The sequence below is a fragment of the Legionella maceachernii genome, from assembly GCF_900167045.1.
Lineage (GTDB): Bacteria > Pseudomonadota > Gammaproteobacteria > Legionellales > Legionellaceae > Tatlockia > Tatlockia maceachernii.
Genome location: NZ_FUXJ01000007.1, coordinates 192,256 through 215,257 on the forward strand (window position 1 = coordinate 192,256; position 23,002 = coordinate 215,257).

Consider the following 23,002-nt stretch of genomic DNA (forward strand, 5'->3'; position numbering starts at 1 on the left):
GTATTGTCGTCCCGAACGAAGTGAGGGATCTCCTGAAGGAGGGTATTGCCAAGAGTCGGGAGGTCCTTCGCTTCGCTCAGGATGACAGTGGTTCGGGAGGTCCTCGCTTTGCTTGAGATGACATTTTTTGCTCAGGATCAATTTTTCGTCTACACTAAAATTCACTTAAGCCAAGTATTTCACTCAAATTTCAAGGAGAGGAAATGAGTAATCGAGTCTATCAGATTGTTGAATTAGTTGGCACTTCCGAGGACGGTATCGAGGAGGCCATTAATAACGCTATTGCTCAAGCTGCTAAATTACACGGTAAATTGGACTGGTATGAAGTTTTAGAAACGCGCGGATTTATTGAGGGCTCGAGAAGTAAATATTATCAAGTGCATTTAAAAGTTGGCTGTCACGCTCATTAATAAATGACAAATTTTTAATACGACTACAAATCGCAGAACCTGGGTCATTTGCATAAATTAGGTATCCTTTGCTTTAGGTGTTCTCTACCGCTTGACGTAATGCCTTCAAAAAATGCAATCCGTAGCGGCTTAATTTATGTTGGCCTATACCGGCAATATCCAATAAATCGTCCAGGGTTTGTGGCTTGTCTTTTACCATCTGATGGAGGGTTGCATCACTAAAAATCATAAAAGGTGGTTTGTTCTCCTCCTCTGCTAACTGTCGTCGCAAAGCGCGCAAGACTTCAAACAGCGGGCTATCAGTCGTAGAAAGGAGGGTTCGTTCTTTGGGTTTATTTTCTTTTAGCTTTAATTCAGGTTTGGGCAAAGTCAGAAACACTTTTTCCTCCCCTTTTAATACAGCAACAGCCTTTTTCGATAAACGTAGCACATTATAATGCCCTATATCCTGATAACAGTAATCCCGATGAATCAGTTGCCAGGCTAACTGCTTCCAATAATTCGCTGATTTCTCTTTCCCTATGCCAAAAGTGCTTAATTGCTGATGCTTGGCCTGTTGAATTTTGTCTGCGGTGCTACCGCGCAAAACATCAATCACATAGGTCATGCCATAGCTTTGTCTTAAACGGTAAATGCAAGAAAGTATTTTTTGGGCATCCTCGGTTGCATCAACGGTTTGCGGTGGATTGTCGCAAACATCACAGGTATGGCAAGCTTCATCGCATGGCTCATCGAAATAACGCAGCAAAATTTGCCGCCGGCAATGAGTTGCTTCAGCAAATGCTAACATGTGATTGAGTTTGCTCGTTTCAATTCGCTGTTGGGCTTCGTTGGTGGTGGTTGCAATCCAACCGCGGAGCCTGCCGCTGTCTGCGGGATCGTAAAGAAATAGGGCAAGGGCGGGCAAACCGTCGCGCCCAGCTCTCCCTGTTTCCTGATAATAACTTTCAATGTTTTTGGGCAAATCATAATGAACAACAAAACGGACATTGGGTTTATCAATACCCATACCAAAAGCGATGGTTGCAACAACAATATCAATATGGTCGTAACGAAATAAAGACTGAACTTCCCGGCGCTCACTGTGAGCAAGACCGGCATGGTAAGCTCGGGCTCGATAACCTAATTCTTGTAATTTTTCGGTCAAACGCTCTACTCCGGTGCGTGTGCCACAATAGATAATGCCGGATTGTTGTCCTTGATTATGTAAAAACTGATGTAACTGTTTAAGCGGGTTATTTTTGATAATAACACTGTAGTGAATATTCGGCCGATTAAAGGAGGCGACGAATTGCTTCGGCTGATAGTTTAATTTTTTTACAATGTCTTGGCGGGTTTGTTGATCGGCAGTTGCGGTAAGCGCAATGATGGGGATGGTAGGAAAGTGTGTTTTTAATGCTCCTAAAGCGGCATATTCGGGACGAAAATCATGGCCCCATTGCGAAATACAGTGCGCTTCATCGATAGCAAACAAGGCAAGCTGGCAGGCCTGCAAGCGCTCAAGAAACGATTGGCTAAGCAATCGCTCCGGCGCTATATAAAGTAAGTCCAGTTCATTATTATGCAGTTGAGCAAGCACTTTTCTGGCTTCTTCGCTGCTGAGTGATGAGTTATAGTAAGCCGCGCGAATACCTTGCAACTTTAAGGAAGCCACTTGATCCTCCATTAAAGCAATCAAAGGAGAGACGACAATTCCCACGCCTTCACGCACAATGGAAGGAATTTGATAACAAAGCGATTTTCCACCACCGGTTGGCATGAGCACTAATAAATCATCCCCGGCAACAAGGTGGTCAATGATCTCTCCTTGTGGGCTACGAAAAGAGTCGAAGCCGAAAAAATCCTTTAAAACACGATGTACTTTGGTGTTAATGTCTTGATGAGGTGGTATTACTGATTCCATGTGTTTTTTCTTTTTTTATGGACACCAAAGCTGGCAATAATACCATTTTTTAAAAAATATGAATTATTCTGTATGAAAAAATAATCAAGGGAATTGAGGTGTTTTTGCTCAAATTATTAAGAATTGCCCATAGGAGTTGCACCCAGTGAGAGAGAGAGTTAGATTAAGTGAGGAGCGAGATAGAAATTGCTGGACTTATAAGGAAAAGCTATGGATTTCAAGTTAAATGAAGAGCATATTGCTTTTCGTGATATGGCAGCTGAATTTGCGCGTGATAAATTAGCACCTAATGCCACCCATTGGGATGAGAACAGTTACTTTCCTATTGATGTTTTGCGAGAAGCGGGAAGGCTGGGTATGGGAGGGATTGTCACTGCTGAAGACATTGGTGGTTCCAATTTAAAACGTATGGATGCTGCACTCATCTTCGAGCAACTTGCGACAGGATGCGTCACAACCAGCGCGTACCTCTCTATTCATAACATGGTTGCTTCATTAATTGATCGCTATGCCGATGAACCTTTGCGACGCACCTGGGGTCCGCGTGTTACCTCATTGGACGCTTTAGCCAGTTATTGCCTCACTGAACCTGATTCCGGGTCCGATGCTGCATCCTTAAAGAGTCGCGCAGTTAGGGACGGGGATTATTATGTTTTAAATGGGGCAAAATCGTTCATTTCCGGAGGCAGCGTCAGTGATGTTTATTTATGCATGGTGAGAACAGGGGATGATTCGCATCACGGTATTTCTTGTTTACTGGTCGAGAAAGGAACTCCTGGATTAAGTTTTGGTAAATTAGAGAAAAAGATGGGCTGGCGAAGTCAGCCAACCTGCATGGTATTTTTTGAAAACTGCCGTATACCGGTCACTCATCGAGTGGGTGAAGAAGGGATGGGTTTTAAGATTGCGTTAAACGCTCTCAATGGCGGAAGGGTTAACATCGCGTCTTGCTCTTTAGGAGGTGCCCTTGCTTGTTTACGCCTGACGCAAAAATACCTCCAGGAGCGCATCCAATTTGGTAAACCTTTATCGAAAATACAAGCGTTACGATTTTATTTTGCTGATATGTTAACCGATTATGAAGCTGCACGTTTAATGGTTTTTCGTGCGGCAGATGCTTTGGACAAAAATGATCCGCATGCGCCCATGTATTGTGCAATGGCTAAACGTTTAGCCACGGATGTTGCTTTTCGGATCAGCGATAAAGCCATGCAATTGCATGGCGGTTATGGTTACCTTCATGATTACCAAATTGAGCGAATATTTCGTGACTTAAGAGTGCATCAAATCCTTGAAGGAACAAATGAGATCATGCGAGAAATCGTCGCCAAAGCGAGCTTGGATGAAGAATATTTTATTGATTAACAGGAGTTGCAGATGAATTTGATTACTCAGGATTTAAACAGTGACGGCATTCTTACTTTAACGCTTAACCGGCCAGAAAAGTTAAATGCGTTAAGCACTGAAGCGTTGCATGCCTTAAGCGAAATTTTTGATTCCGCAAAAGAAAACACCAAAGTAAAGGCATTGCTCTTGACTGGCACAGGAAAAGCTTTTTGTGCAGGAGCCGATATTACTCGTCTTGCGGAATGCAACGCGCAAAGCGGGTATGCGTTTGCCCTTGATGGTCAAGCTATTTTTAGAAAATTGGAGACGATGGGTAAACCGTCACTTGCGGCAATCAATGGGTTTGCCTTTGGCGGTGGCTGTGAGCTAGCCATTGCTGCGACAATGCGTATTGCTGCAACGACAGCGCAATTTGGCCAGCCCGAAGTAAAGCTGGGGGTGATTCCAGGGTATGGAGGAACTCAGCGATTGGCTCGGTTAATCGGCAAAGGGCGAGCCATGGATTTGTGCCTAACCGGACGTTTTATCAATGCAGAAACCGCACTTCAGTGGGGGTTGGTCAGCGAAGTAGTGGCTAATGATGACCTGTTGATACGTGGGAAGGACATTTTAAAGGGGATTCTGACCATGGCTCCACTCGCTATCGCCAGCGTTATGGAAGTGATTGATCGAGGCTATGACATGTCGCTAAGTGACGCGTTGCACTTAGAAGCCGTCCATTTTGCCAAGGTTTGTGCTAGCGAAGATAAAAAAGAGGGCGTTACGGCTTTTCTGACGAAGCGAAAAGCAGAATTTAAAGGAGCGTGAAAATGACCGCAGATGTCACTTTTGCTCAAGTGCGACAGGTTGGGTTAATCACGCTAAAACGCTCGCAAGCATTGAATGCACTGACATTACCTATGATCAAAGCCTTACAGCAGCAATTGATGCAATGGCGTAACGATGACAGTGTGCAAGCAGTCTTGATTCAAGGTGAGGGGGAAAAAGCATTTTGTGCTGGCGGTGACGTGCGCTGGCTTTATGATGCTGGTTTAGCTAAAAATCCAGAGCAAATGCAATTTTTTTGGCATGAATATCGTTTAAATCACTATATTCATCACTATCCTAAACCGTATATTGCTTTAATGAATGGCATTACCATGGGCGGGGGGGTAGGCATTTCCCTTCATGGTTCTCATCCTGTCGCCACTGAGCGTTTTACCTTTGCCATGCCTGAAACGGGAATTGGTTTTTTTCCTGACATCGGCGCTAGTTACCTACTCTCTCGCTGCCCAGACCAAATCGGTATTTATCTAGGCCTAACCGGCAATCGCCTCAATGCGCAGGATGCTACCCATGTCGGTTTGGTAAAACAGGTTATCGATGCTGATGATCTCGAAGCTGTGGTAGAAAGTCTCATCGAAGCTGATTTAACCGTAAATACCCATCAGCAGGTGAGTACTTGCTTACAGCGTTTTGCTTTACCAGTTAGGCAAGCGACGATAGACAACGATAGAAAGGCAATTAATGCCTGTTTTGCAGGAAACACCGTAGAAAAAATCATGATTGCTTTACAAGAAAGGGGCGACGAATGGGCGACATCGCTTTTGCACAATTTACAGCAAAAATCGCCTTTGAGCTTAAAAGTTACCTTAGCGCAAATTCATAAAGCGAAATCGTTATCCATAGGTGAGTGCTTAAAAATGGATTACTGTCTTGTTAGTCAATTCATGCGAGATGCGGATTTTTATGAAGGTGTAAGAGCTTTATTGGTCGATAAAGATAAAAACCCACATTGGCAACCTAAAAGTTTGGCTGAAGTGACAAGTGCTAGAGTTGCTGATTATTTTGAGTGTGGTCAAGAGGAACTAGAATTGATTGCCTAACGCCTTATGATTAATTCTTACAATTATAAAATGAGTTAAGAATCGGCAAGGTAAATGAGATAAAGGTATATCCTTCAATTCTATTACGCTCATTTTTTTGTTATTCTTGCTCATCTTTTCTCTAAAGGGAAAAAAATGAGACATCAGTTAATTTATAAAAATGTTACCTTGGATATTGTCCATAAAGATGCAAAAAAACCTGGCATTAGTGAGATTAAATTCAGTGGTGAACCAATGGCTGTTAGCAAATCTCATATCGAATTCTTACAGCATTCAAAACCTATTCTGAATCGCAATGAAATGACTCTTCAGACAGAGAAAAAAGAAGGGACAATTATAATCAAACCTTCAAAGAATACGCAAAAGAGCGAAGAATACCTTCATAATGTAGTCGAACGATTTATTATCAGTAATTTTAGTGAGATTCAATTTCCTACTGATGAAGCAAATGCTGCAATTAGTAAAGAATATTGGCAAACTGCGATACACTTAGCAGGCGGTGATCTAAGTTCATTGCATGATGAGATGGAAAAATTGACTAGTCATTTTGCAAACACCACGAGAATGTAGTTAGTTGTTAAGTTGCTATAATTTGTGGCCAACGTAATCATTTCCAATAACTAGTGAAACGAGCAAAAGTTGGCCCTTGGCGCAACAAAACATATAGCTCTATCACAAACTGCAATCTATCACTTGCATTGTTTGTTGGGTCAAGGCCCAGCCTATGAAAGTTGTACCCTGTATTGAAAACAAAATTGAGTGTTCTCGGTATTTCCCTTAAAATGCGCATTCAAATTTAATGAAGGTTTTGTATGTCTGATTTCTACGAGGATTTCACTAAGCGACGGACGTTCGCAATCATTTCCCACCCGGATGCCGGTAAGACGACAGTAACGGAGAAGTTACTGTTGTTTGGTGGTGCAATTCAGCTTGCTGGAACGGTAAAAGGGCGCAAGGCGGACCGCCATGCGACTTCTGACTGGATGGCGATGGAGAAAGAAAGGGGAATTTCGGTTACAACTTCAGTGATGCAATTTGTTCACAATCAACACATCATGAACTTGCTTGATACACCAGGGCACGAGGATTTCTCCGAGGATACTTACCGTACATTAACTGCGGTGGATTCAGCACTTATGGTCATCGATGTGGCGAAAGGGGTTGAAGAGAGAACCATCAAATTAATGGAAGTTTGTCGTTTACGTGATACGCCAATTATGACCTTCATCAATAAATTAGACCGCGAAGGACGCGAGCCTATTAGCTTACTGGATGAAGTGGAGACTGTATTAGGGATTCAGTGTGCGCCCGTGACCTGGCCAGTAGGGATGGGAAAACGGTTTAAGGGAATTTACCATCTGTATGAGGATACCGTTTATTTGTATCAGCCAGGTAAAAATGCCCAAAAGCAAGAAGCTACTCAAATTAAAGGGTTAAGCAATCCCGAGTTGGATGAGTTGTTAGGAGACGCTGCACAAGAATTACGGGATGAAATTGAGTTAGTTAAAGGCGCTTCTCACGAATTTAAATTAGAAGATTATTTGGCGGGAAAGATGACCCCTGTGTACTTCGGTTCAGCGATTAATAACTTTGGTATTAAAGAATTATTAGATGATTTCGTAACTTATGCCCCAGGTCCTTTGCCACGCGAAGCAGTCGAACGCAAAGTCAATCCTCAAGAAGAGCCGTTTTCTGGTTTTGTGTTTAAGATTCAAGCGAACATGGATCCAAAGCACCGTGACCGCATTGCTTTTTTACGCATCTGCTCAGGCACGTTTAGAAAAGGAATGAAATTAAATCATTTGCGTATCAGTAAAGAAGTGCAAATTTCCAACGCTCTGACCTTCATGGCGGGTGATAGAGCACATGCTGAAATGGCAATGGCCGGTGACATCATTGGATTACATAATCATGGAACTATTCGCATTGGCGATACGTTTACTCAAGGGGAAAATTTAAAATTCACAGGTATTCCTAATTTTGCGCCGGAGCTTTTTCGATTAGTTCGTTTAAAAGATCCGTTAAAAAGCAAAGCGCTGCTTAAAGGGTTAATTGAATTATCCGAAGAAGGTGCAACGCAGGTCTTTAGACCACTCAATAGTAATCAGTTAATCTTGGGTGCTGTGGGTGTATTGCAGTTTGATGTGGTCGCGCACCGCTTAAAGCATGAATACAAAGTGGATTGCATTTACGAAGCAGTTAACATTACTTGTGCTCGTTGGGTTTATGCCGAAGACGAAAAATCAATGGTTGAATTTCGTATAAAAGCGCACGATTATTTAGCACTTGATGGTAGCGATGCATTAATCTATCTCGCCCCCACAAAAGTGAATTTAACGATGGCACAAGAGCGTTATCCTAAAATCCATTTTTCTGCAACGCGTGAGCATTAATAACCACTGTATAAAATAACGTAGAAAGCACTTTCTCTGCTCTGATGCACTGCATTTAGCAGAGAGAACTAGCCAAGCCGATCTTGCATCATCCTTTGACAAAAATGTCAAAAAAACATAACATTTGCAAAATTATCCAGCACTAACGAGAGACAATATGCCTAGGCAATATAAAAACCCTAATCCTTATTCAATTATCGAAGAAATAATAGTACCTGATGATGCAGGCTATTCAGGATATTTTCATCCTCATGTCAAATTAAGGGAAGAATCATTAAACCGTGAAGAGCTATTGTTTGAAGCCCTCCCAGAGAACAAATTTTGCCATGTGGTGAAAAATAAACACGAGCATTTTGGTAACTTTGTGTCCACATTGGAATCTCTTGAGCAGCATGGATTGATTGATCCCTTGTTCAAAGAAAATATTTTAAAAGACGAAAAGCGCTTATACCAAGAAGAGATGAAGAGGCTTGTTAACCGCCGTATTTATCCACATCCGCAAGCTGAAGCGGCCCTTATTGAATCGGTAATAATTCAACGGCATGGCTCAATTGACAAGGTTTTTCTCAGTTATAAACAAGAGGAACCGGAAGAATTGCTAAAGCGCTGCACTCTTCATCAATTGGGAATTGATAAAATGCCTTCTAGCGTGTTTGAGCATTATGGAATTTTATACGGATCTGAAAATTTGACCCCTTCCATGGCACTTGAAGGCATTAAAAGGGCTGGAATCATTGATGATGAATTTAAAGAGTTTATCCTGTTCCAGGAGGAGCAAATTCGTCCAGAGCATGAGGAAAAGGAACCCAATGAAGAGGAAATAGCTAGGCGATTTGATTGCCGTTATCCGGTAATGGCTGATTATGTTTTGACGAGTAACCATTGGTTTTATCAGCCGAAAAAAGAGGAAGTACCTGCTAAGTACAGTGATACTGTCTTTCCAGAATATACAAAACTGGAGTTGTAGTCTGTTGAAGATGATCAATAGAGCAGTGGCTTAACACCTCCTTGCCTATCTCCTGCGGGTTGACCGCAGGGATGTGTTGTTAGGGAAGCTAAGAAGCTGAGATTTGCCTTAAACTGTTTTATTCTTAGAGCATGTAATAAAACTTTCCTTAGGCTGCCACTAAATGATGTTTTATATTTGATTTCTAAAATAGTCCAAATCAGTATTTACCTGCTCGATTAAAGGAACAAATTCTCGCATCTTAGTAGACATAAACCGGTATTGGTCATCAGACCAGCCAAAATTTGTCTCTGATTGAACTAGTCTTTTACGTACCTCACTTTCTGTAAGCTGATTATCATCAGCAGTAAGCTTAATTTCGCGTAGAACACTCATAATAGTCGAGGTACTTTCTTGAGTGTACAAGTGATGCGGCTTTGCTACTAAAAGCAATCCCTTAATTATGGCATTGAGCATTTGTTGTGGAGTGGTTTCTTGATTCTTGGAAAAGACTTTGACTATTTGGTTCGGATGAACAAGTTGTTTTCCACATTTGCCAGTAGGATATAATTCCTTAATATCGTAGGGAAAAGTCGCCCCATTCATTTTCTTAACAATCATATAGTGATGGGGTTGGCCATTAAAATTACTTTCAATAAAAGGTAAAATCTTTTGGTATAAATTATCAAAAATTTGAATTGCTAAACTTATATCAAGCGTTTTAAAGCGATGATTGGTCAATAAAAAAACCTTATCTTCCTTAATTTGCCAACTGAAATCTTCGACTTCGGCACCAAAAGCTGAACTTATAATTAATGGCGTAATGGATAAACTAATGGCATCCCCGTGAAAACCCTTTTTAACATTGCTGTCTTTAATTGGATTGCTATCGATATGGCGTAACCCTAATCCTTGCAAGTCCTTTTGATTGGAAAAGAGGTAAACGATAAAATCAAACTTTTCTTTATCGGTAAAAATTTCTGTATTTCTAGCAGTTACTGGATTAGGACTTTCTTGATTAGAAAATATAAGTTGATAAAGAGCGCTTAATGAGGCTTGAGTTTTTCCCCATAAAGTAGTTAAAGCTGAAATAATTTGTTTGAACATATAAGGCCAAGTGGGTTAGTTATTGGTAATTAATTATACAGCTTGTCGTAAAACAAGGTAAAAAGAATTTTAGGCAAAGACTAGAGCCAATATGGAATGAACAAGGGAATTGTCAGTGGTTTAAACTGATGAAGCTTTGTCTGTTCTGATTCAATTGGCCAGTAAATAAATTCCAGATGTCCTTTGTATGGATAACATCTGTAACGATCCCCGATCTTATTGTTGATGGGATTAATTTTATTATGAAGAGAAGGAGTACTACGAACACGGAGTTAATAGAGTATTTGCTCAGGATGACGTGTTGATTGTCGTCCTGCGCGAGGCGAAGGATCTCCTGTGATAAGGTACTGCCAAGAGTCGGGAGACCCTTCGCTTTTGCTCAAGATGACGCGTTGATTGTCGTCCTGAGCGAAGCGAAGGATCTCCTGTGATAAGGTACTGCCAAGAGTCGGGAGGTCCTTCGGTTTTGCTCAGGATGACGCGTTGATTGTCGTCCTGAGCGAAGCGAAGGATCTCCTGTGATAAGGTACTGCCAAGAGTCGGGAGGTCCTTCGGTTTTGCTCAGGATGACGCATTGATTGTCGTCCTGAGCGAAGCGAAGGATCTCCTGGGACAAGGTACTGCCAAGAGTTGGGAGGTCCTTCGCTTTCGTTAATCCCCAAGTAAATCTAGTAATAAAGCCGATATTATGGAATAATTATCAACAATTACAGCAATATTTGTCTATTTATATGAAAATAAAAGCAATTTTATTAACCTTTTCTGTTTTTTTTCCTGTTGTTTTATTTGCTAATGTTCCTAATTGCCCTTTAATAAATGGAATCAATGTACACACCTCTGAGCGAGTTTTAACGATTTGTAAACACGGCACAGTCATTAAGTCCTTTAAGGTAGCGCTCGGATATAGAGGCGTCGGTAAAAAGAGGGCGGGTGATAATAAGACTCCAATTGGCTTATACAGGTTAGCCTATCCGAGAAAATCCACGCAGTTTAAAGTCTTTATTCCAATTCTCTATCCTACTTCACAGCAATTAGCTGCAGGATATACAGGAAGGGATGTAGGAATTCATGGTCCAGCTCAGTCATCGCATTTGTTTACCTGGTTAAATAACTTGCCAAGTGCAACGCGCGGATGCATTGCTGTGGGCAAAAATAACTATATTGAATATGTCGCCAATTGGGTGAAAGCTAATCCTGGAACGCAGATTCTAATTATTTAAACGAAATTGGGAGGGCTGCTCTTTTAAAGGATTTTCAGAAAAATGCCTAGTGGCAGCCCACAGACTGGTCTGTGGGCGTAAATGAGGCTCTACAAGCCTAATAATAGGATTTCGCTTAAAGGGAACAGCTGGCAATAACCAGGTGTTGGCCTTGATTAGTTAACTTAACTTTAGCTCCGGAATCCGCTGTGATAGTTATTTTCTGTTCTGGATGAATAGTGATGATCTTTGGAGTGTCGCCTGCAGCAATGGTTTCTCCGCCTATCTTGCCCGATTTACTGAGTGCCTCAATAAGGAAATCGTCGCCTGAATCTTCACTATGAAAAGTACAGGTTGCTGTCACCGGCCAAAACCAATAATTAGCAACGATTTGTGGTTCATTAGGAGGAAACTCATAGTCAATGCCAGTGCCTAGCATATAAGTATGAGTTGTTGCGAGCGAGTTTGCACTAAAAAGTGCACCGGCGCACAGCAAACTATAACAGGTTTTTCGCAGCATAAAGTCTCCTGGTTAAAAAAGGGTAAGATACCGTTATTTTAGTAGCAAGGCAATGAGGATTTGGATGGTTTTGTAACTCGGACAGAGTGCAGCGTAACTTAAGATTTTATTTACAATTTTCAGAAATGACTGCGCTCTATCCAGACTTGAAGCCCTGAGAACAAAGTGAGAAATTTACATTTCTGCCAAGGCCTTAGCGATTGATTCGGTCATGGTTTTTGCGTCTCCGAAAAGCATATAAGTATTGTCATGATAGAACAAATCATTTTCGACACCAGCATAACCTGGTGCTAGACTTCTCTTCACAAAGAGAATAGATCTTGCTTTTTCAACCTCAAGAACGGGCATGCCGTAAATGGGGGAGCTTGGATCTGTTTTGGCGGCTGGATTAGTTATATCATTGGCGCCAATGACGAAAGCAACATCCGCAGTCGCAAAATCACGATTGATTTCACTTTGTTCAAAGACACGGTCATAGGGAATATTGGCTTCCGCTAAAAGCACATTCATATGACCTGGCATACGTCCAGCAACGGGATGAATAGCGAATCGGGTGCGGATGGATCGTTTTTCAAGGGCGTCAACGAGCTCTTTTACCGCATGCTGTGCGTGGGCAACCGCCATTCCATAACCTGGCACAATAATGACATCTTTGGCGTTAGATAATAAAAAGGCGGCATCTTCCCCATTAGCCTGCCTGATTTGCTGCCCTTCATGACGAGCGCTGCTGCTTGACGAATCAGTGGCGTTGATGCCACCAAAAATAACGTTGATGATCGAGCGGTTCATGCCTACACACATAATATAACTGAGAATTGCCCCGCTCGCGCCCACCAAGGCACCTGTGATCACTAAAAGATGGTTACTTAGAGTAAAACCAATTCCTGCTGCAGCCCAGCCTGAATAAGAGTTCAACATTGAAATGACGACGGGCATATCCGCACCACCGATAGGAACAATCAGTAATATTCCAATTAAAAACGAGAGCAGAGCTAAGAAGCTAAACGCATAAAAAGATTGTTTCAAAACAAAGAAAATGAGCAGGCCTAAGATAACCAACGCCATAAGCAAGTTAACCAGTTTTTGGCCGTTAAAACGAATGGGTTTCCCTGTCATCCATCCTTGTAATTTTAAAAAGGCAATAATAGATCCTGAGAAAGTAATTGCACCGATAATCAAACCTAGGCTCATTTCAACCAGGCTGGTGGTTTCAATGTCTCCGGGGGTGCCAATATTAAACGAATGAGGTGATAGAAAAGCACAAAAAGCAACCAATACCGCTGCTAAACCTACGAGCGAGTGAAATCCTGCCACTAATTGCGGGATTGCCGTCATATTAATTTTAAGGGCAATGAAGGTACCAATGGCACCTCCTGCGAGGATAAGGACAATGAGCAACCAATGGTGATTCACCGAGGGCATCATGAGGGTGGAAATAATGGCTAGCGCCATACCACAAATACCTAATAAATTACCTCGTCTCGCAGAAGACGGGCTAGCAAGTCCTTTAAGCGCTAAAATAAAACATACTGCTGCAATGAGGTATAAAAAGGGAACTGATGATGTCATATGATATTCGTCCTATAACGCTTATATCCTAAACGCTTCACTGGGAGTGAAACGGGCTGAATTATTTTTTTGAACTTTTATACATCCGTAACATCCTTTGCGTTACCACAAAACCCCCAAATATGTTGATGGCAGTGATAAAAATAGCCAAACCACCCAGATAAGTGATAGAGCTCGTCGATTGAGTTCCCGCTGCAATCAATGCCCCCAAAATGATAATACTTGAGATTGCATTGGTTACCGACATGAGAGGAGTATGCAGGGCAGGGGTTACTTTCCAAACGACGTAATACCCTACAAAACAGGCCAAAACAAAAATAGTCAGAATAGCAACATAAGGGTTGCTTAGGGTATTAATGCTAGTCATAGCGTTTCCTTAGCCATTTGAAACGGCAAGTAATTCCCATCGTGAGAAAGCATGGCTTGTTTAAGAATGTCATCTTCTTTATTAAAGCTAAGTTCGTTAGAGGTCCCCACTAATAAAGTAATTAAATGCACAAGATTGTTTGCGTAAAGTTCACTTGCGGTTGCGGGAATGAGTCCGGCTAAATTGCTATAGCCAATAATAGTGACTTCGCCTTCCTTGACTACTTTATCACGTTGGCTTAATTCGCAATTTCCTCCGCGAGAGGTTGCTAAATCCACGATGACAGAACCGGACTTCATGTGCTCAACTGTTTTTTTAGTAAGCAATAGAGGTGCTTTTTTACCAGGAATAAGCGCTGTTGAAACAATGATATCCGCCTGTTTGGCATATTGGTCAATCAGTTCAGCTTGCATACGCCTGTATTCTTCACTGGTCTCTGCTGCATAACCACCACTGGTTTCAGCATCTTGCCCATCTCCCACTTCAATAAACTCTGCACCTAAGCTTTCGACTTGTTCCTTTGCAGCCCGGCGTACATCAAAGGCATAAACGACAGCACCTAATCGTTTAGCAGTGGCAATCGCTTGTAAACCAGCCACTCCTGCACCTAAAATAAGGATTTTTGCAGGATGAATCATACCCGCAGCAGTCATCATCATCGGTACTGCACGGTTAAAATGCACCACACCTTCCAAAACGCCACGATAACCGGCCAAGTTAGCTTGAGAAGACAAGCTATCCATGCTTTGGGCTCGACTTATTCGAGGAATAAGATTCATCGAAAAAAGGCTGATTTTTTTCTCAGCAGCCCAAGTAAGCAACTCGCTTGATTCATTATTGTCGATATGGCCTATGACTAAGCTATGAGGGGCTAAGCCTTGAAGATCAGCGGGAGAGGGTTCATTAACACAAACTAAAATGTTGGCTTTTTGTAACAAGGCATTACGATTGGCAGCTATTTTCGCTCCCGCCGCTTCGTAATCAGCGTCACTAAAGCCAGAAGCTTGACCAGCGTGTTTCTCACACATCACTTCAAGACCGAGCTTTAGGTAATGTTTTATTGCATTGGGGGTGATGGCAACACGAGTTTCGTTAGAACTGTTCTCATTTAAAGCGGCAATAATCATAGAGAAATATCCATTTCACCTCAGATTTGCTTATCCTAGTGTAATCCGATTGATATTTCTAGGGTTTTCCTATTATTTCTCTACTTTCGTTTGACTTGTTTACATTTATCCTAAGCAAACCATTTGTTTATCGAACGCACTTACTATAAAGTATTTGTTAGTTCAGCAAGTCCAGCAATTACTATGGAAATAATCTGCTTTTGGGCAGGGATAGCTCTCGTTTATACCCAATCGATCTATCCCGCATTTGTTCTTATTCTCAGCCAATTTTTAAATGCAAGCCGCTTAGCCATTGGGTGGTTTTTCTTGGCAGTACTTTGGGGGCTGATTCACTGGTGGTGTGTTAGTAATACAGGCATGCCGGATGTCCGAGTCATTGCAAAAGCTGAGCTGCAAGGCACGGTAGTTTCATTGCCAGTTACCAGCGCGAGCAAAACCCAATTTGAGTTTGCTGCTACCCAACTCAATCACCAAAAAGTCCACGCTGTGGTTCTCCTATCTTGCTATCGCTATTGTCCTGCTTTTAAAGCGGGTCAAACTTGGTCTTTCAATGTCAAGCTAAAAAGGCCTGAGAATTTAGCCAATCCGGGCCATTTTGATTTTGTTGGCAAATTGAAGGCGCGTCATATTGATTGGACAGGCTATATTCGCAAAGGAATTAAGTTACACGAGGCAACAAATCAGCAATTTCTGCTGACATTTCGCGATAAGCTTGCTACCACATTAGGCCAATCGACAGATACCCCCGTGCTCGGTGTTTTACAGGCTTTGACCTTAGGGGTTACTTCGAATGTGGATCAAAGGCAATGGGATTTGTTTCGACGCACGGGAACGACCCATCTGATGGTCATTTCAGGATCACACATTGGCTTGATTGTCGGATTTAGTTACTGGTTAATAAAATGGTTATGGTCTCGTTCGAGCCGACTTTGTATGTATTGTCCTGCGGTTAAAATGGCCACTGGAATAGGCATGGTAATGGGGTTTATCTATGCATTATTGGCAGGCTTTGCTCCACCGTCTCAACGATCATTATTGGCTTGTTTTTTTCTGTTATTACGCAATTTCTTAAATTATCGATTTACCGTTTGGCAGGCTTGGCGTTACGGTTTGTTGGTTGTTCTACTGTATGAACCTCATGCGGTATTGTTGCCTGGATTTTACCTGTCGTTTATTGCAGTGGCTATCCTTGTTTTGATCAATCAGCGAGTGGCTGGTGGTGCCCTTAAAAAAGCAATGGCTATCCAATTTGCATGCTTAATTGGCTTGATGCCTCTTGGTTTATACTGGTTTTCTTATGGCTCGATTAATGGTTTGGTCGCTAATTTTTTAGGGGTTCCGTGGGTCGGTTTTTTGATTGTGCCCCTTGCTTTAATGAGTCTTTTTTTACTCCAGTGCTTTAATATTCATCTGCTTGTTATTCCTGTTAAACAGTCCATCGAATGGTTATTGTTTTTTTTGCAATGGGTGGATTCGTTTTCGATGTTTAATCTCGATTTTTCTTACCCTCACTGGTTATTCCCGCTTGCATTGATGCTGGTAATGCTGTTGGTTCTTTTCCTACCCATTAAATCCATTTTTCCAGCGCTCATGGTTTTATTGATTGCTAGTCTTTTTCCTGGTTATCCACGAATTAAACCGGGCAGTGCAAAGATTGATGTTTTGGATGTCGGGCAAGGGTTAGCTATTGTGGTCTCTACTGCAAAACATGTTCTGATTTATGATACCGGCATGAAATTTTATCAAGGAGGAGATATGGGAAAGTTTGCCATTATTCCTTATTTGAATACTTTGGGGATTAAAAAAATCGATAAGCTGATTATTAGCCATCCTGATTTGGATCATCGAGGAGGGCTCTCTTCTCTTGAAGAGAAATACCCGATTGCTGAATTTTTGGTGGATAACACAGCCTTTTATCATCGCGGCCAAACCTGCCATCAATATCCAGCATGGCAATGGGACGGTGTTACTTTTCGTTTTTTAGCAACCAATCAAAAAGGAAATAGCAAAAACAATAATTCTTGTGTTTTACACATTATAAATTCAGCAGGAAAAGTGCTACTCACAGGCGATATTGAAAAAGCTGCCGAAAAATATTTAATTTCTACTTATGGAAATCAGCTTCGTTCCGATGTGTTGCTCGTGCCTCATCACGGAAGTAAAACCTCTTCTTCGGTTGCCTTCATTAAGCACGTCGCACCGCGTTATGCAATTATTTCCTCAGGTTTTGATAATCCTTATCATCTTCCTCACCAACAGACATTGCGCACATTCGCAAGACAATCGATTCCAATTTATAATACCGCCTCATGTGGTATGATTTCAGTTGAGCTCTCTCTAAAAAATAAGCCGATTTTGCCGACATGCGATAAAAGAAATTCTGTATCATTAAAATTCTCATTGACAACAAAATAGACACAATGTACCATCGACCCAAATTTTGACTTCTAGGCTAGATCATGGTGCGTGTTGTCACTCGCTTGTTAGGGTTTTTCTTACTCTTTGTTAGTTTCACAGCAACTGCTAGTTCTCAATGTCAACAGCATCAATGCATTGCAGTAGTGGATGCAGGAAGTACCGGATCTCGATTGCATATTTATGCGTATGATACCGACCAAACCAGCAGCCCAATCAATATCAAAGAATTGTGGTCTAAAAAAATCAAACCTGGAATCGCAACCATCGAAGCCAATCAAGCCACCGTCGATGCTTATCTTACCATACTCTTTTCAGGGGCACCGGAAGAAAATGTGCCCGTTTATTTTTATGCCACTGCAGGCATGCGTTTACTTCCTGTCCCAAAACAGAAGCAATTTTATAATTTAGTGCAAAATTGGTTTGCCAATCAGCCTCAATGGCAATTAAAACGTTCTAAAACCATCACTGGCAACGAAGAGGGGGTTTTTGGTTGGCTAGCGGTGAATTACAAGTTAGGTGCATTCAATACTGAAAATAAAAAGGCAGTTGGCACCATGGATATGGGGGGCGCTTCGGTACAAATCGCTTTTCCGATTGAAAAAACCGAGGGAATCAACGCTGCAGATATCCAACATATTGATCTTTATGGACGTCATTATCAGCTATTTGTTCACAGCTTTTTAGGGCTTGGTCAAACCGAAGTGACTCACCAATACCTTGATGCGACCTCTTGTTTTGCTAACGAATATGAATTGCCCAATGGTTTAACCGCTGAAGGTGAGGCTGCAACTTGCAAGACAGAGGTGAGCTCATTATTGAATGGCGTTCATCGCGTCAATCAAATCGTGCAGCCAGCGATTGCCGCTAATCCGATAAACAATTGGTTTGTGATAGGCGGTATGGCTGAGCTCGTGCAATCTCAACCTTTTCAATTCTCTGGCAACCAATTCACGAATGAAGCACTGCTTGAACAAGCGAACACTCAAGTTTGCCACCAGCCATGGACTTCTTTAAATTCCCTCTATCCGGGTAATGAATACCTCTACGGCTATTGTCTTTTTCCAGCTTATTACTATGCATTAATGGTTGATGGCTATGGGTTGCCTTCACAACAGCTAGTTAACTACCTCACCGCAAGTCAGGTAGGCGATTGGACTGTAGGCGTCGTTTTGTCGCAATAATGAAGGCCTTAAGGTTCAAGGAAGAAATAGCTGTATAATAGAAAAAAACCATTTTATTGTTCCTTATATTGGGAGCAGGCATGAAACAGACTAAGTACACTAAGATTTTTAATGTTTGGCGCAACAAGAGTGCTGCAGCAGAGAGTAATCAATTAAAAACTGCCATTGCGATCAGTGAGTATATTGATCATACCAGCTTAGAAGATATTAAAGCGGATCTACTGGATAGCGATTCCCCGCAATTTGAGGAATTTAATAAACACAGTAAGCGCAGTATGGGAACTTTAGCTTTTGCTAGGCTTGCGATTTTTGACTATTTAGAAAATTTAAGTGCGACGAACGAAGAAAACCAAGTCATTAGAATGGTGCTCCAATCCATAGAGAGCTTATATGAGGACCCCTACCACAATACGAAGGAAAACATCGAGCAATTAATTGATGCATTTAAGCGATGGCTTAAAGAATGCGTTGATAAAAATCCAAATAAAACTCAGGTAAAAGAAGCCTGTAAATCCATTTATACTGTACTGAAAATCATTGATATAACCATGGGTAGTATTCCACGATGGATTAAATTAGCTGCGCGTACTGCCGGTATTAATGTCAATGCACTACACGAAAAGGTCAAGAAGTTAATTAGCACCACTGAAGAAAGAATTAAACTATTAGAACGGCAAGTTGCCTTACGAAATCTTTCCGCAAATACTGATTCGTCTTCACCGCAATCGCTCATTGATTATATTGCGCTCATTGATTGGAAAATAGTTAATAATTTAGCAATTCCCTTGTCTGAGAGAATTGAAGCATTACTACAGCGAACACAAAGCATACCAAGTGATCTGATGTTTTTGCAAGAAGCGTTTGATCTCGAACAGTTATTGTCAAAACAAAAAACAAATGCTGAAGCATTATTGCTTGCTTTAAAGGAAAACAATCAACAGGTGACAGGCCGATTGTATATACTAGACTTTATCACTAAAAATCGCAAAAAATTTGATGAGCTGATAACTAGTTCCGATGACACAAAAGACAAACGTGAATTGCTGGAAAAATTAGAGGAAATTGCTCATCCTTCTTTGTATAGGAAAGCAGTTTCATCCATTCAATATACATCCAGCACGATGATGTTTTTACCTACGAGTTTGCTTCGTTATGCATCCCCGAAATTGACACAAAGTGTATCGAATTATTTGCCGGATACCCTTGATAGTGCGGCTAAAATCAATCTTGAGAATGTGATAAAAACCTATCTCGAAAAAAAATCGAGCGAACTAGAAACGGTTAGAAAAAGAATAAAAGACAGAAGTGAGAAAATTGCCCAGGGTGATAAGGCATTAGAGCAATTGCTTCTAAATTGCGAGTTGATAGAACTCGCTAATGCGGCTAAAGCGTTATCAGACTCAAAAGAGAATAAAATTCAAGCGCTGGTTCAATTTCAGGAGCTTTGGCGCCTGGTTGAAAATGGAAAAAGGGCGCTTGTATTAACTGAAGAGTACGACAGTGAAATAGATGCACTCATTGAAAAACATGACGGTTTTATGGTCAAGCTATCTAATTTCCTGGCCAATTTTTTCTTCTTCTTCAAATCCGAGACGGCACAAACTATCGATAACGCTGTAGGGCTAAAAAAGAACATTAAACAATTGAGGGCTGAGTACGCGCAGGTAATCCATGAGGCCCAACAAAAAATAATAGAGAGTACTGCTATTCCCGAAAAAATCAAAATATCAGTTATCGACCAATTCACTTTACCCGTAAAGACTACATCAACATCCAAGGTCGCAGAAAAACTAGAATACTTAAGCGCCAAAGACCACTATGAACTCATCAAGAGAGGCTTTTTCTGCCTTAAACCAATACCTATTTCCTCTGTAAAAGCAGGCCCACAAACAAAAACAGAAGACATCTTACTCCATCAAACCGCCCCAGCAGTTTAACCCGATAACCTTCTGCATCTAAAACAACATTTACATCTTGCACCCAATTCTTTAGCAAGTATATACTTCGCAAGTTCGCCGTTGTAGCTCAGTCGGTAGAGCAATTGATTCGTAATCAATAGGCCCGCGGTTCGATTCCGCGCAACGGCATTGTAAAATCAATAAGTTACGTAAAAACCTCCTTATGGTTAATTTTTCTGTCGCATATGTGTCGCACTTTAAAAACCAATATTTTAATTTCTTTGATGCTTTAAATTAGTGAGTAGCTAAGAGTTTATGCTTGGGAAATAAAATGATAATTAAATTTATTATTAATATTGTCGATATCTAGGATCCTAGCGATAATTCTGGAAAGTTGGTGAGCATATTAAAAATTGTTTGTCATAATAAAAATACAATTCAAGTCGGACAAGAATTTGGTTGGCTTCCGGGAGCACGGTACACAAATTTAAGAGATATTAGAAATTTTGATAACGTAGGGATGATTGATATTGATTGGAAAAATTATGATTTTCAAAAGCATTTAAGAGCCGTACAAGAATTCCAGCCTCTGCTCACTGTAGCAAGAGATATTGAGTGTATCAGTGAGTTAAATCAAATATTGAAACAAGCAGCTGTATTACAAGAGTATTGTAAATATGTGGTAATTGTCCCCAAGGATATCCGATTAATCCACATATCCACGAAAATTCCACAACATTTCTTACTTGGATATAGCGTTCCAACGAGATATGGAAAAACTACATTACCACTATCATTTTTTGATAGACCTGTTCATCTTCTAGGTGGGCACCCTCAACTCCAAAGGGAAATTGCCAAGTCAATTGATGTATTTTCAATGGATTGTAATCGCTTTACTCTAGATGCAAAATTTGGTGATTTTTTTAATGGAAAAAAATTTACCTCTCATCCCATGGGTGGTTATCAGCGATGTATTAGAGATTCTATACAAAACATCAATCAATTATGGTCTGATTATAAATCATAGAGAGAATTTATGAACACGAGAAACGAGTTTTTAATTAATATGTATAATCAGATGTTTAACGATATAAATCGACATATTACACTGACTTGGCAACCTCTCATAACGATTTTATCGGCTATTTCGATTATTTTCTTACAGGACAAACTAATAATACCACCATTTCTCGCTGTATCATTTCTGTTCATTATAATTAGTTGGTTTATTGCACATATAATAGATGCTGGAAGTTGGTATAACAGAAACCTAGTAATAATATCTAACATTGAAAGACAATTTCTGGATGAAGAAGATAAAAAGTTAATCCATTGTTATATTGCAGATCATCGAAAGAAAAACAAGTTAATCTCTCATTTAAAAATTAATGCATATTTAGGATGGACACTCTATATATTAGTTTGTGGATATTATATTTTTTGGAAATTGCTCCCATTAATATCTACGTATTATTGCCAAAAAAAAATTATGTTAACAATTGAATCTTTGTCAGATTTTTTGCCTTTAGTTATTCTAATACAGTCGTTGTATGCATTATATCGTTTCAAGACTAAAGAAGATGATAAATATGAAGAGTTTAAAGAAAAATCACCTGGAAAAAAAATTGAGGGAGAAAAATTCAAGTATGGTCATGGTCAAAAATAGCAAGCGTAGATGTAGATACTGTCTTTAAAAGCAAACAGCCGTTTAATGAAAATTTTGCTTGCAAATGGAATTTAATTGACCTTATTCATTTGAAAAAATATAAGATTATAAAAGCTCAATGAGCCGATGTCTATCAACAACCCCTAAAGCTGCTTGTTCTATAATATCTGGTAATTCATTATTTCCCTCTATTTTGTGTTCTATAATTGAACAAATACTGAAGTAATAGTATGGACCCTGCCACTTTAACGAGGCTTCGTAATGAGCCAGAATGAGATTGTTTAGATTCATTCAAAAAGTGGAGGATCCATAATGGATAATATTAAGGTATTAGGGATAGATCTAGCAAAAAATGTTTTTCAACTTCATGGTACAGATAGCAATGGAGAAGGTGTTTTACGTAAACGATTAAGCCGCGAAAAGCTAGTTGAATTTATGTCTAATTTATCATCATGTCTTGTCGGAATAGAAGCATGCGGAGGAGCACATTACTGGGCTCGATTATTTGAAGAAATGGGGCATACGGTAAAGATGATGTCACCACAATTTGTGAAACCTTATGTAAAATCGAATAAAAATGACGCTAATGATGCCGAAGCGATAGCTGAAGCAGTAACAAGACCAACGATGCGCTTTGTAGCTATAAAAAAAATGGCCCAACAGGATGTATTATTACTCCACCGAGCCAAAGAGCTTGCAGTCAAACAAAGAACAGCTCAAGCAAATCAAATTCGTGGTTTTTTAGCAGAATACGGAATTATCGTTGCTCAGGGTATCCACCGCCTTTGGAAACTACCTGAAATATTAGATTCTAATGAAGATAAAATAAGTTCTTGTTCAAAAAGGATATTTTTACAGCTATACGAACAACTCAAAATTTATGATGAGCAGGCAAAGTACTACGATAAAGAAATACGTGAACAAGCAAAGACCGACCCTCGCTGTGTAGCAATTCAAAGTATAGAAGGTATTGGACCTATAACAGCTTCGGCTATAGTAGCTACTATTGGTGATCCAACTGTTTTTAGGAATGGTAGAGAGGTAGCGGCTTGGCTTGGTTTAGTCCCGCAGCAACGCTCCAGTGGC

20 protein-coding genes and 1 tRNA gene are annotated in these 23,002 nt (G+C 40.6%); 15 read left to right on the forward strand and 6 right to left on the reverse strand.

Annotated elements, in window-relative coordinates; all coding sequences use genetic code 11:
• The first annotated feature begins 203 nt into the window (after positions 1-203).
• Positions 204-410 (forward strand): dodecin, encoded by a 207-nt coding sequence (locus B5D33_RS07825; RefSeq protein WP_058451723.1) that lies wholly within the window; start codon positions 204-206, stop codon positions 408-410.
• Positions 411-483: 73 nt separating this feature from the next.
• Here the strand turns inward: B5D33_RS07825 and recQ are convergent, their stop codons facing one another.
• Positions 484-2,313: a DNA helicase RecQ gene (recQ, locus tag B5D33_RS07830; protein ID WP_058451722.1), complete on the reverse strand. Its 1,830-nt coding sequence runs from the start codon at positions 2,311-2,313 to the stop codon at positions 484-486.
• 210 nt (positions 2,314-2,523) lie between these two features.
• Here recQ and B5D33_RS07835 point away from each other — a divergent pair, with 210 nt between their 5' ends.
• The 6 genes from B5D33_RS07835 (at position 2,524) to B5D33_RS07860 (ending at position 8,885) form a co-directional block, all read left to right on the forward strand.
• Positions 2,524-3,678, forward strand: a complete 1,155-nt coding sequence (locus B5D33_RS07835) for an acyl-CoA dehydrogenase family protein (RefSeq protein ID WP_058451721.1) — start codon at positions 2,524-2,526, stop codon at positions 3,676-3,678.
• A gap of 12 nt (positions 3,679-3,690) precedes the next feature.
• On the forward strand, positions 3,691-4,467 hold the full coding sequence (locus B5D33_RS07840; RefSeq protein ID WP_058451720.1) for an enoyl-CoA hydratase/isomerase family protein: 777 nt from the start codon (positions 3,691-3,693) through the stop codon (positions 4,465-4,467).
• Between the two features lie 2 nt (positions 4,468-4,469).
• Positions 4,470-5,525, forward strand: a complete 1,056-nt coding sequence (locus B5D33_RS07845) for an enoyl-CoA hydratase/isomerase family protein (RefSeq protein ID WP_058451719.1) — start codon at positions 4,470-4,472, stop codon at positions 5,523-5,525.
• Positions 5,526-5,660: 135 nt separating this feature from the next.
• Positions 5,661-6,095, forward strand: coding sequence for a hypothetical protein (locus B5D33_RS07850; protein ID WP_058451718.1), 435 nt, complete (start codon positions 5,661-5,663; stop codon positions 6,093-6,095).
• A gap of 242 nt (positions 6,096-6,337) precedes the next feature.
• Positions 6,338-7,918: a peptide chain release factor 3 gene (locus B5D33_RS07855; protein ID WP_058451717.1), complete on the forward strand. Its 1,581-nt coding sequence runs from the start codon at positions 6,338-6,340 to the stop codon at positions 7,916-7,918.
• A gap of 157 nt (positions 7,919-8,075) precedes the next feature.
• Positions 8,076-8,885: a hypothetical protein gene (locus B5D33_RS07860; protein WP_058451716.1), complete on the forward strand. Its 810-nt coding sequence runs from the start codon at positions 8,076-8,078 to the stop codon at positions 8,883-8,885.
• A 171-nt stretch (positions 8,886-9,056) separates the two neighbouring features.
• Here B5D33_RS07860 and B5D33_RS07865 read toward each other — a convergent pair whose 3' ends face one another.
• Entirely contained in the window at positions 9,057-9,971 is a 915-nt protein-coding gene (locus B5D33_RS07865; RefSeq protein ID WP_058451715.1) for a hypothetical protein, read from the reverse strand.
• A gap of 731 nt (positions 9,972-10,702) precedes the next feature.
• Between B5D33_RS07865 and B5D33_RS07870 the strand changes: the two genes are divergently transcribed.
• Positions 10,703-11,191, forward strand: coding sequence for a L,D-transpeptidase family protein (locus B5D33_RS07870; protein WP_058451714.1), 489 nt, complete (start codon positions 10,703-10,705; stop codon positions 11,189-11,191).
• 115 nt (positions 11,192-11,306) lie between these two features.
• Here the strand turns inward: B5D33_RS07870 and B5D33_RS07875 are convergent, their stop codons facing one another.
• The 4 genes from B5D33_RS07875 to B5D33_RS07890 form a co-directional block, all read right to left on the reverse strand.
• Positions 11,307-11,690 (reverse strand): hypothetical protein, encoded by a 384-nt coding sequence (locus tag B5D33_RS07875; protein ID WP_058451713.1) that lies wholly within the window; start codon positions 11,688-11,690, stop codon positions 11,307-11,309.
• Between the two features lie 174 nt (positions 11,691-11,864).
• A complete protein-coding gene (locus B5D33_RS07880) occupies positions 11,865-13,259 on the reverse strand; it encodes an NAD(P)(+) transhydrogenase (Re/Si-specific) subunit beta (protein ID WP_058451712.1) in 1,395 nt (464 codons plus the stop codon).
• Between the two features lie 61 nt (positions 13,260-13,320).
• Positions 13,321-13,626, reverse strand: coding sequence for a proton-translocating transhydrogenase family protein (locus B5D33_RS07885; protein WP_058451711.1), 306 nt, complete (start codon positions 13,624-13,626; stop codon positions 13,321-13,323).
• Positions 13,623-14,753 (reverse strand): Re/Si-specific NAD(P)(+) transhydrogenase subunit alpha, encoded by a 1,131-nt coding sequence (locus tag B5D33_RS07890; protein ID WP_058451710.1) that lies wholly within the window; start codon positions 14,751-14,753, stop codon positions 13,623-13,625. Before B5D33_RS07890 ends, B5D33_RS07885 begins: the two co-directional genes overlap by 4 nt.
• Positions 14,754-14,936: 183 nt before the next feature.
• Between B5D33_RS07890 and B5D33_RS07895 the strand changes: the two genes are divergently transcribed.
• The 7 genes from B5D33_RS07895 to B5D33_RS07930 all read left to right on the forward strand — a co-directional run.
• Complete coding sequence (locus tag B5D33_RS07895) at positions 14,937-17,168, forward strand: DNA internalization-related competence protein ComEC/Rec2 (protein WP_058451709.1); 2,232 nt, start codon at positions 14,937-14,939, stop codon at positions 17,166-17,168.
• A 44-nt stretch (positions 17,169-17,212) separates the two neighbouring features.
• The gene (locus B5D33_RS07900) at positions 17,213-18,352 is read left to right on the forward strand and encodes an acetate and sugar kinases/Hsc70/actin family protein (protein ID WP_058451708.1); all 1,140 of its coding nucleotides are present in this window, start codon (positions 17,213-17,215) and stop codon (positions 18,350-18,352) included.
• Positions 18,353-18,432: 80 nt separating this feature from the next.
• The gene (locus B5D33_RS07905) at positions 18,433-20,289 is read left to right on the forward strand and encodes a hypothetical protein (protein ID WP_058451707.1); all 1,857 of its coding nucleotides are present in this window, start codon (positions 18,433-18,435) and stop codon (positions 20,287-20,289) included.
• Between the two features lie 77 nt (positions 20,290-20,366).
• A tRNA-Thr gene (locus tag B5D33_RS07910) sits at positions 20,367-20,439 on the forward strand.
• A gap of 208 nt (positions 20,440-20,647) precedes the next feature.
• Positions 20,648-21,277, forward strand: coding sequence for a DUF6610 family protein (locus B5D33_RS07915; RefSeq protein WP_058451706.1), 630 nt, complete (start codon positions 20,648-20,650; stop codon positions 21,275-21,277).
• 9 nt (positions 21,278-21,286) lie between these two features.
• Positions 21,287-21,916: a hypothetical protein gene (locus tag B5D33_RS07920; protein ID WP_058451705.1), complete on the forward strand. Its 630-nt coding sequence runs from the start codon at positions 21,287-21,289 to the stop codon at positions 21,914-21,916.
• A 312-nt stretch (positions 21,917-22,228) separates the two neighbouring features.
• Positions 22,229-23,002 (forward strand): IS110 family RNA-guided transposase (locus B5D33_RS07930; RefSeq protein ID WP_078767381.1); only part of this gene is annotated, 774 nt, incomplete at its 3' end.

Bases quoted from the DNA above. Each gene is read 5' to 3' on its own strand.
- B5D33_RS07845 (WP_058451719.1), top strand. From the start codon at position 4,470: ATGACCGCAGATGTCACTTTTGCTCAAGTGCGACAGGTTGGGTTAATC.
- B5D33_RS07825 (WP_058451723.1), top strand. From the start codon at position 204: ATGAGTAATCGAGTCTATCAGATTGTTGAATTAGTTGGCACTTCCGAG.
- B5D33_RS07890 (WP_058451710.1), bottom strand. From the start codon at position 14,753: ATGATTATTGCCGCTTTAAATGAGAACAGTTCTAACGAAACTCGTGTT.
- B5D33_RS07855 (WP_058451717.1), top strand. From the start codon at position 6,338: ATGTCTGATTTCTACGAGGATTTCACTAAGCGACGGACGTTCGCAATC.
- B5D33_RS07880 (WP_058451712.1), bottom strand. From the start codon at position 13,259: ATGACATCATCAGTTCCCTTTTTATACCTCATTGCAGCAGTATGTTTT.
- B5D33_RS07870 (WP_058451714.1), top strand. From the start codon at position 10,703: ATGAAAATAAAAGCAATTTTATTAACCTTTTCTGTTTTTTTTCCTGTT.
- B5D33_RS07860 (WP_058451716.1), top strand. From the start codon at position 8,076: ATGCCTAGGCAATATAAAAACCCTAATCCTTATTCAATTATCGAAGAA.
- B5D33_RS07885 (WP_058451711.1), bottom strand. From the start codon at position 13,626: ATGACTAGCATTAATACCCTAAGCAACCCTTATGTTGCTATTCTGACT.
- B5D33_RS07920 (WP_058451705.1), top strand. From the start codon at position 21,287: ATGAACACGAGAAACGAGTTTTTAATTAATATGTATAATCAGATGTTT.
- B5D33_RS07900 (WP_058451708.1), top strand. From the start codon at position 17,213: ATGGTGCGTGTTGTCACTCGCTTGTTAGGGTTTTTCTTACTCTTTGTT.
- B5D33_RS07850 (WP_058451718.1), top strand. From the start codon at position 5,661: ATGAGACATCAGTTAATTTATAAAAATGTTACCTTGGATATTGTCCAT.
- recQ (WP_058451722.1), bottom strand. From the start codon at position 2,313: ATGGAATCAGTAATACCACCTCATCAAGACATTAACACCAAAGTACAT.
- B5D33_RS07835 (WP_058451721.1), top strand. From the start codon at position 2,524: ATGGATTTCAAGTTAAATGAAGAGCATATTGCTTTTCGTGATATGGCA.
- B5D33_RS07865 (WP_058451715.1), bottom strand. From the start codon at position 9,971: ATGTTCAAACAAATTATTTCAGCTTTAACTACTTTATGGGGAAAAACT.
- B5D33_RS07905 (WP_058451707.1), top strand. From the start codon at position 18,433: ATGAAACAGACTAAGTACACTAAGATTTTTAATGTTTGGCGCAACAAG.
- B5D33_RS07840 (WP_058451720.1), top strand. From the start codon at position 3,691: ATGAATTTGATTACTCAGGATTTAAACAGTGACGGCATTCTTACTTTA.
- B5D33_RS07875 (WP_058451713.1), bottom strand. From the start codon at position 11,690: ATGCTGCGAAAAACCTGTTATAGTTTGCTGTGCGCCGGTGCACTTTTT.
- B5D33_RS07895 (WP_058451709.1), top strand. From the start codon at position 14,937: ATGGAAATAATCTGCTTTTGGGCAGGGATAGCTCTCGTTTATACCCAA.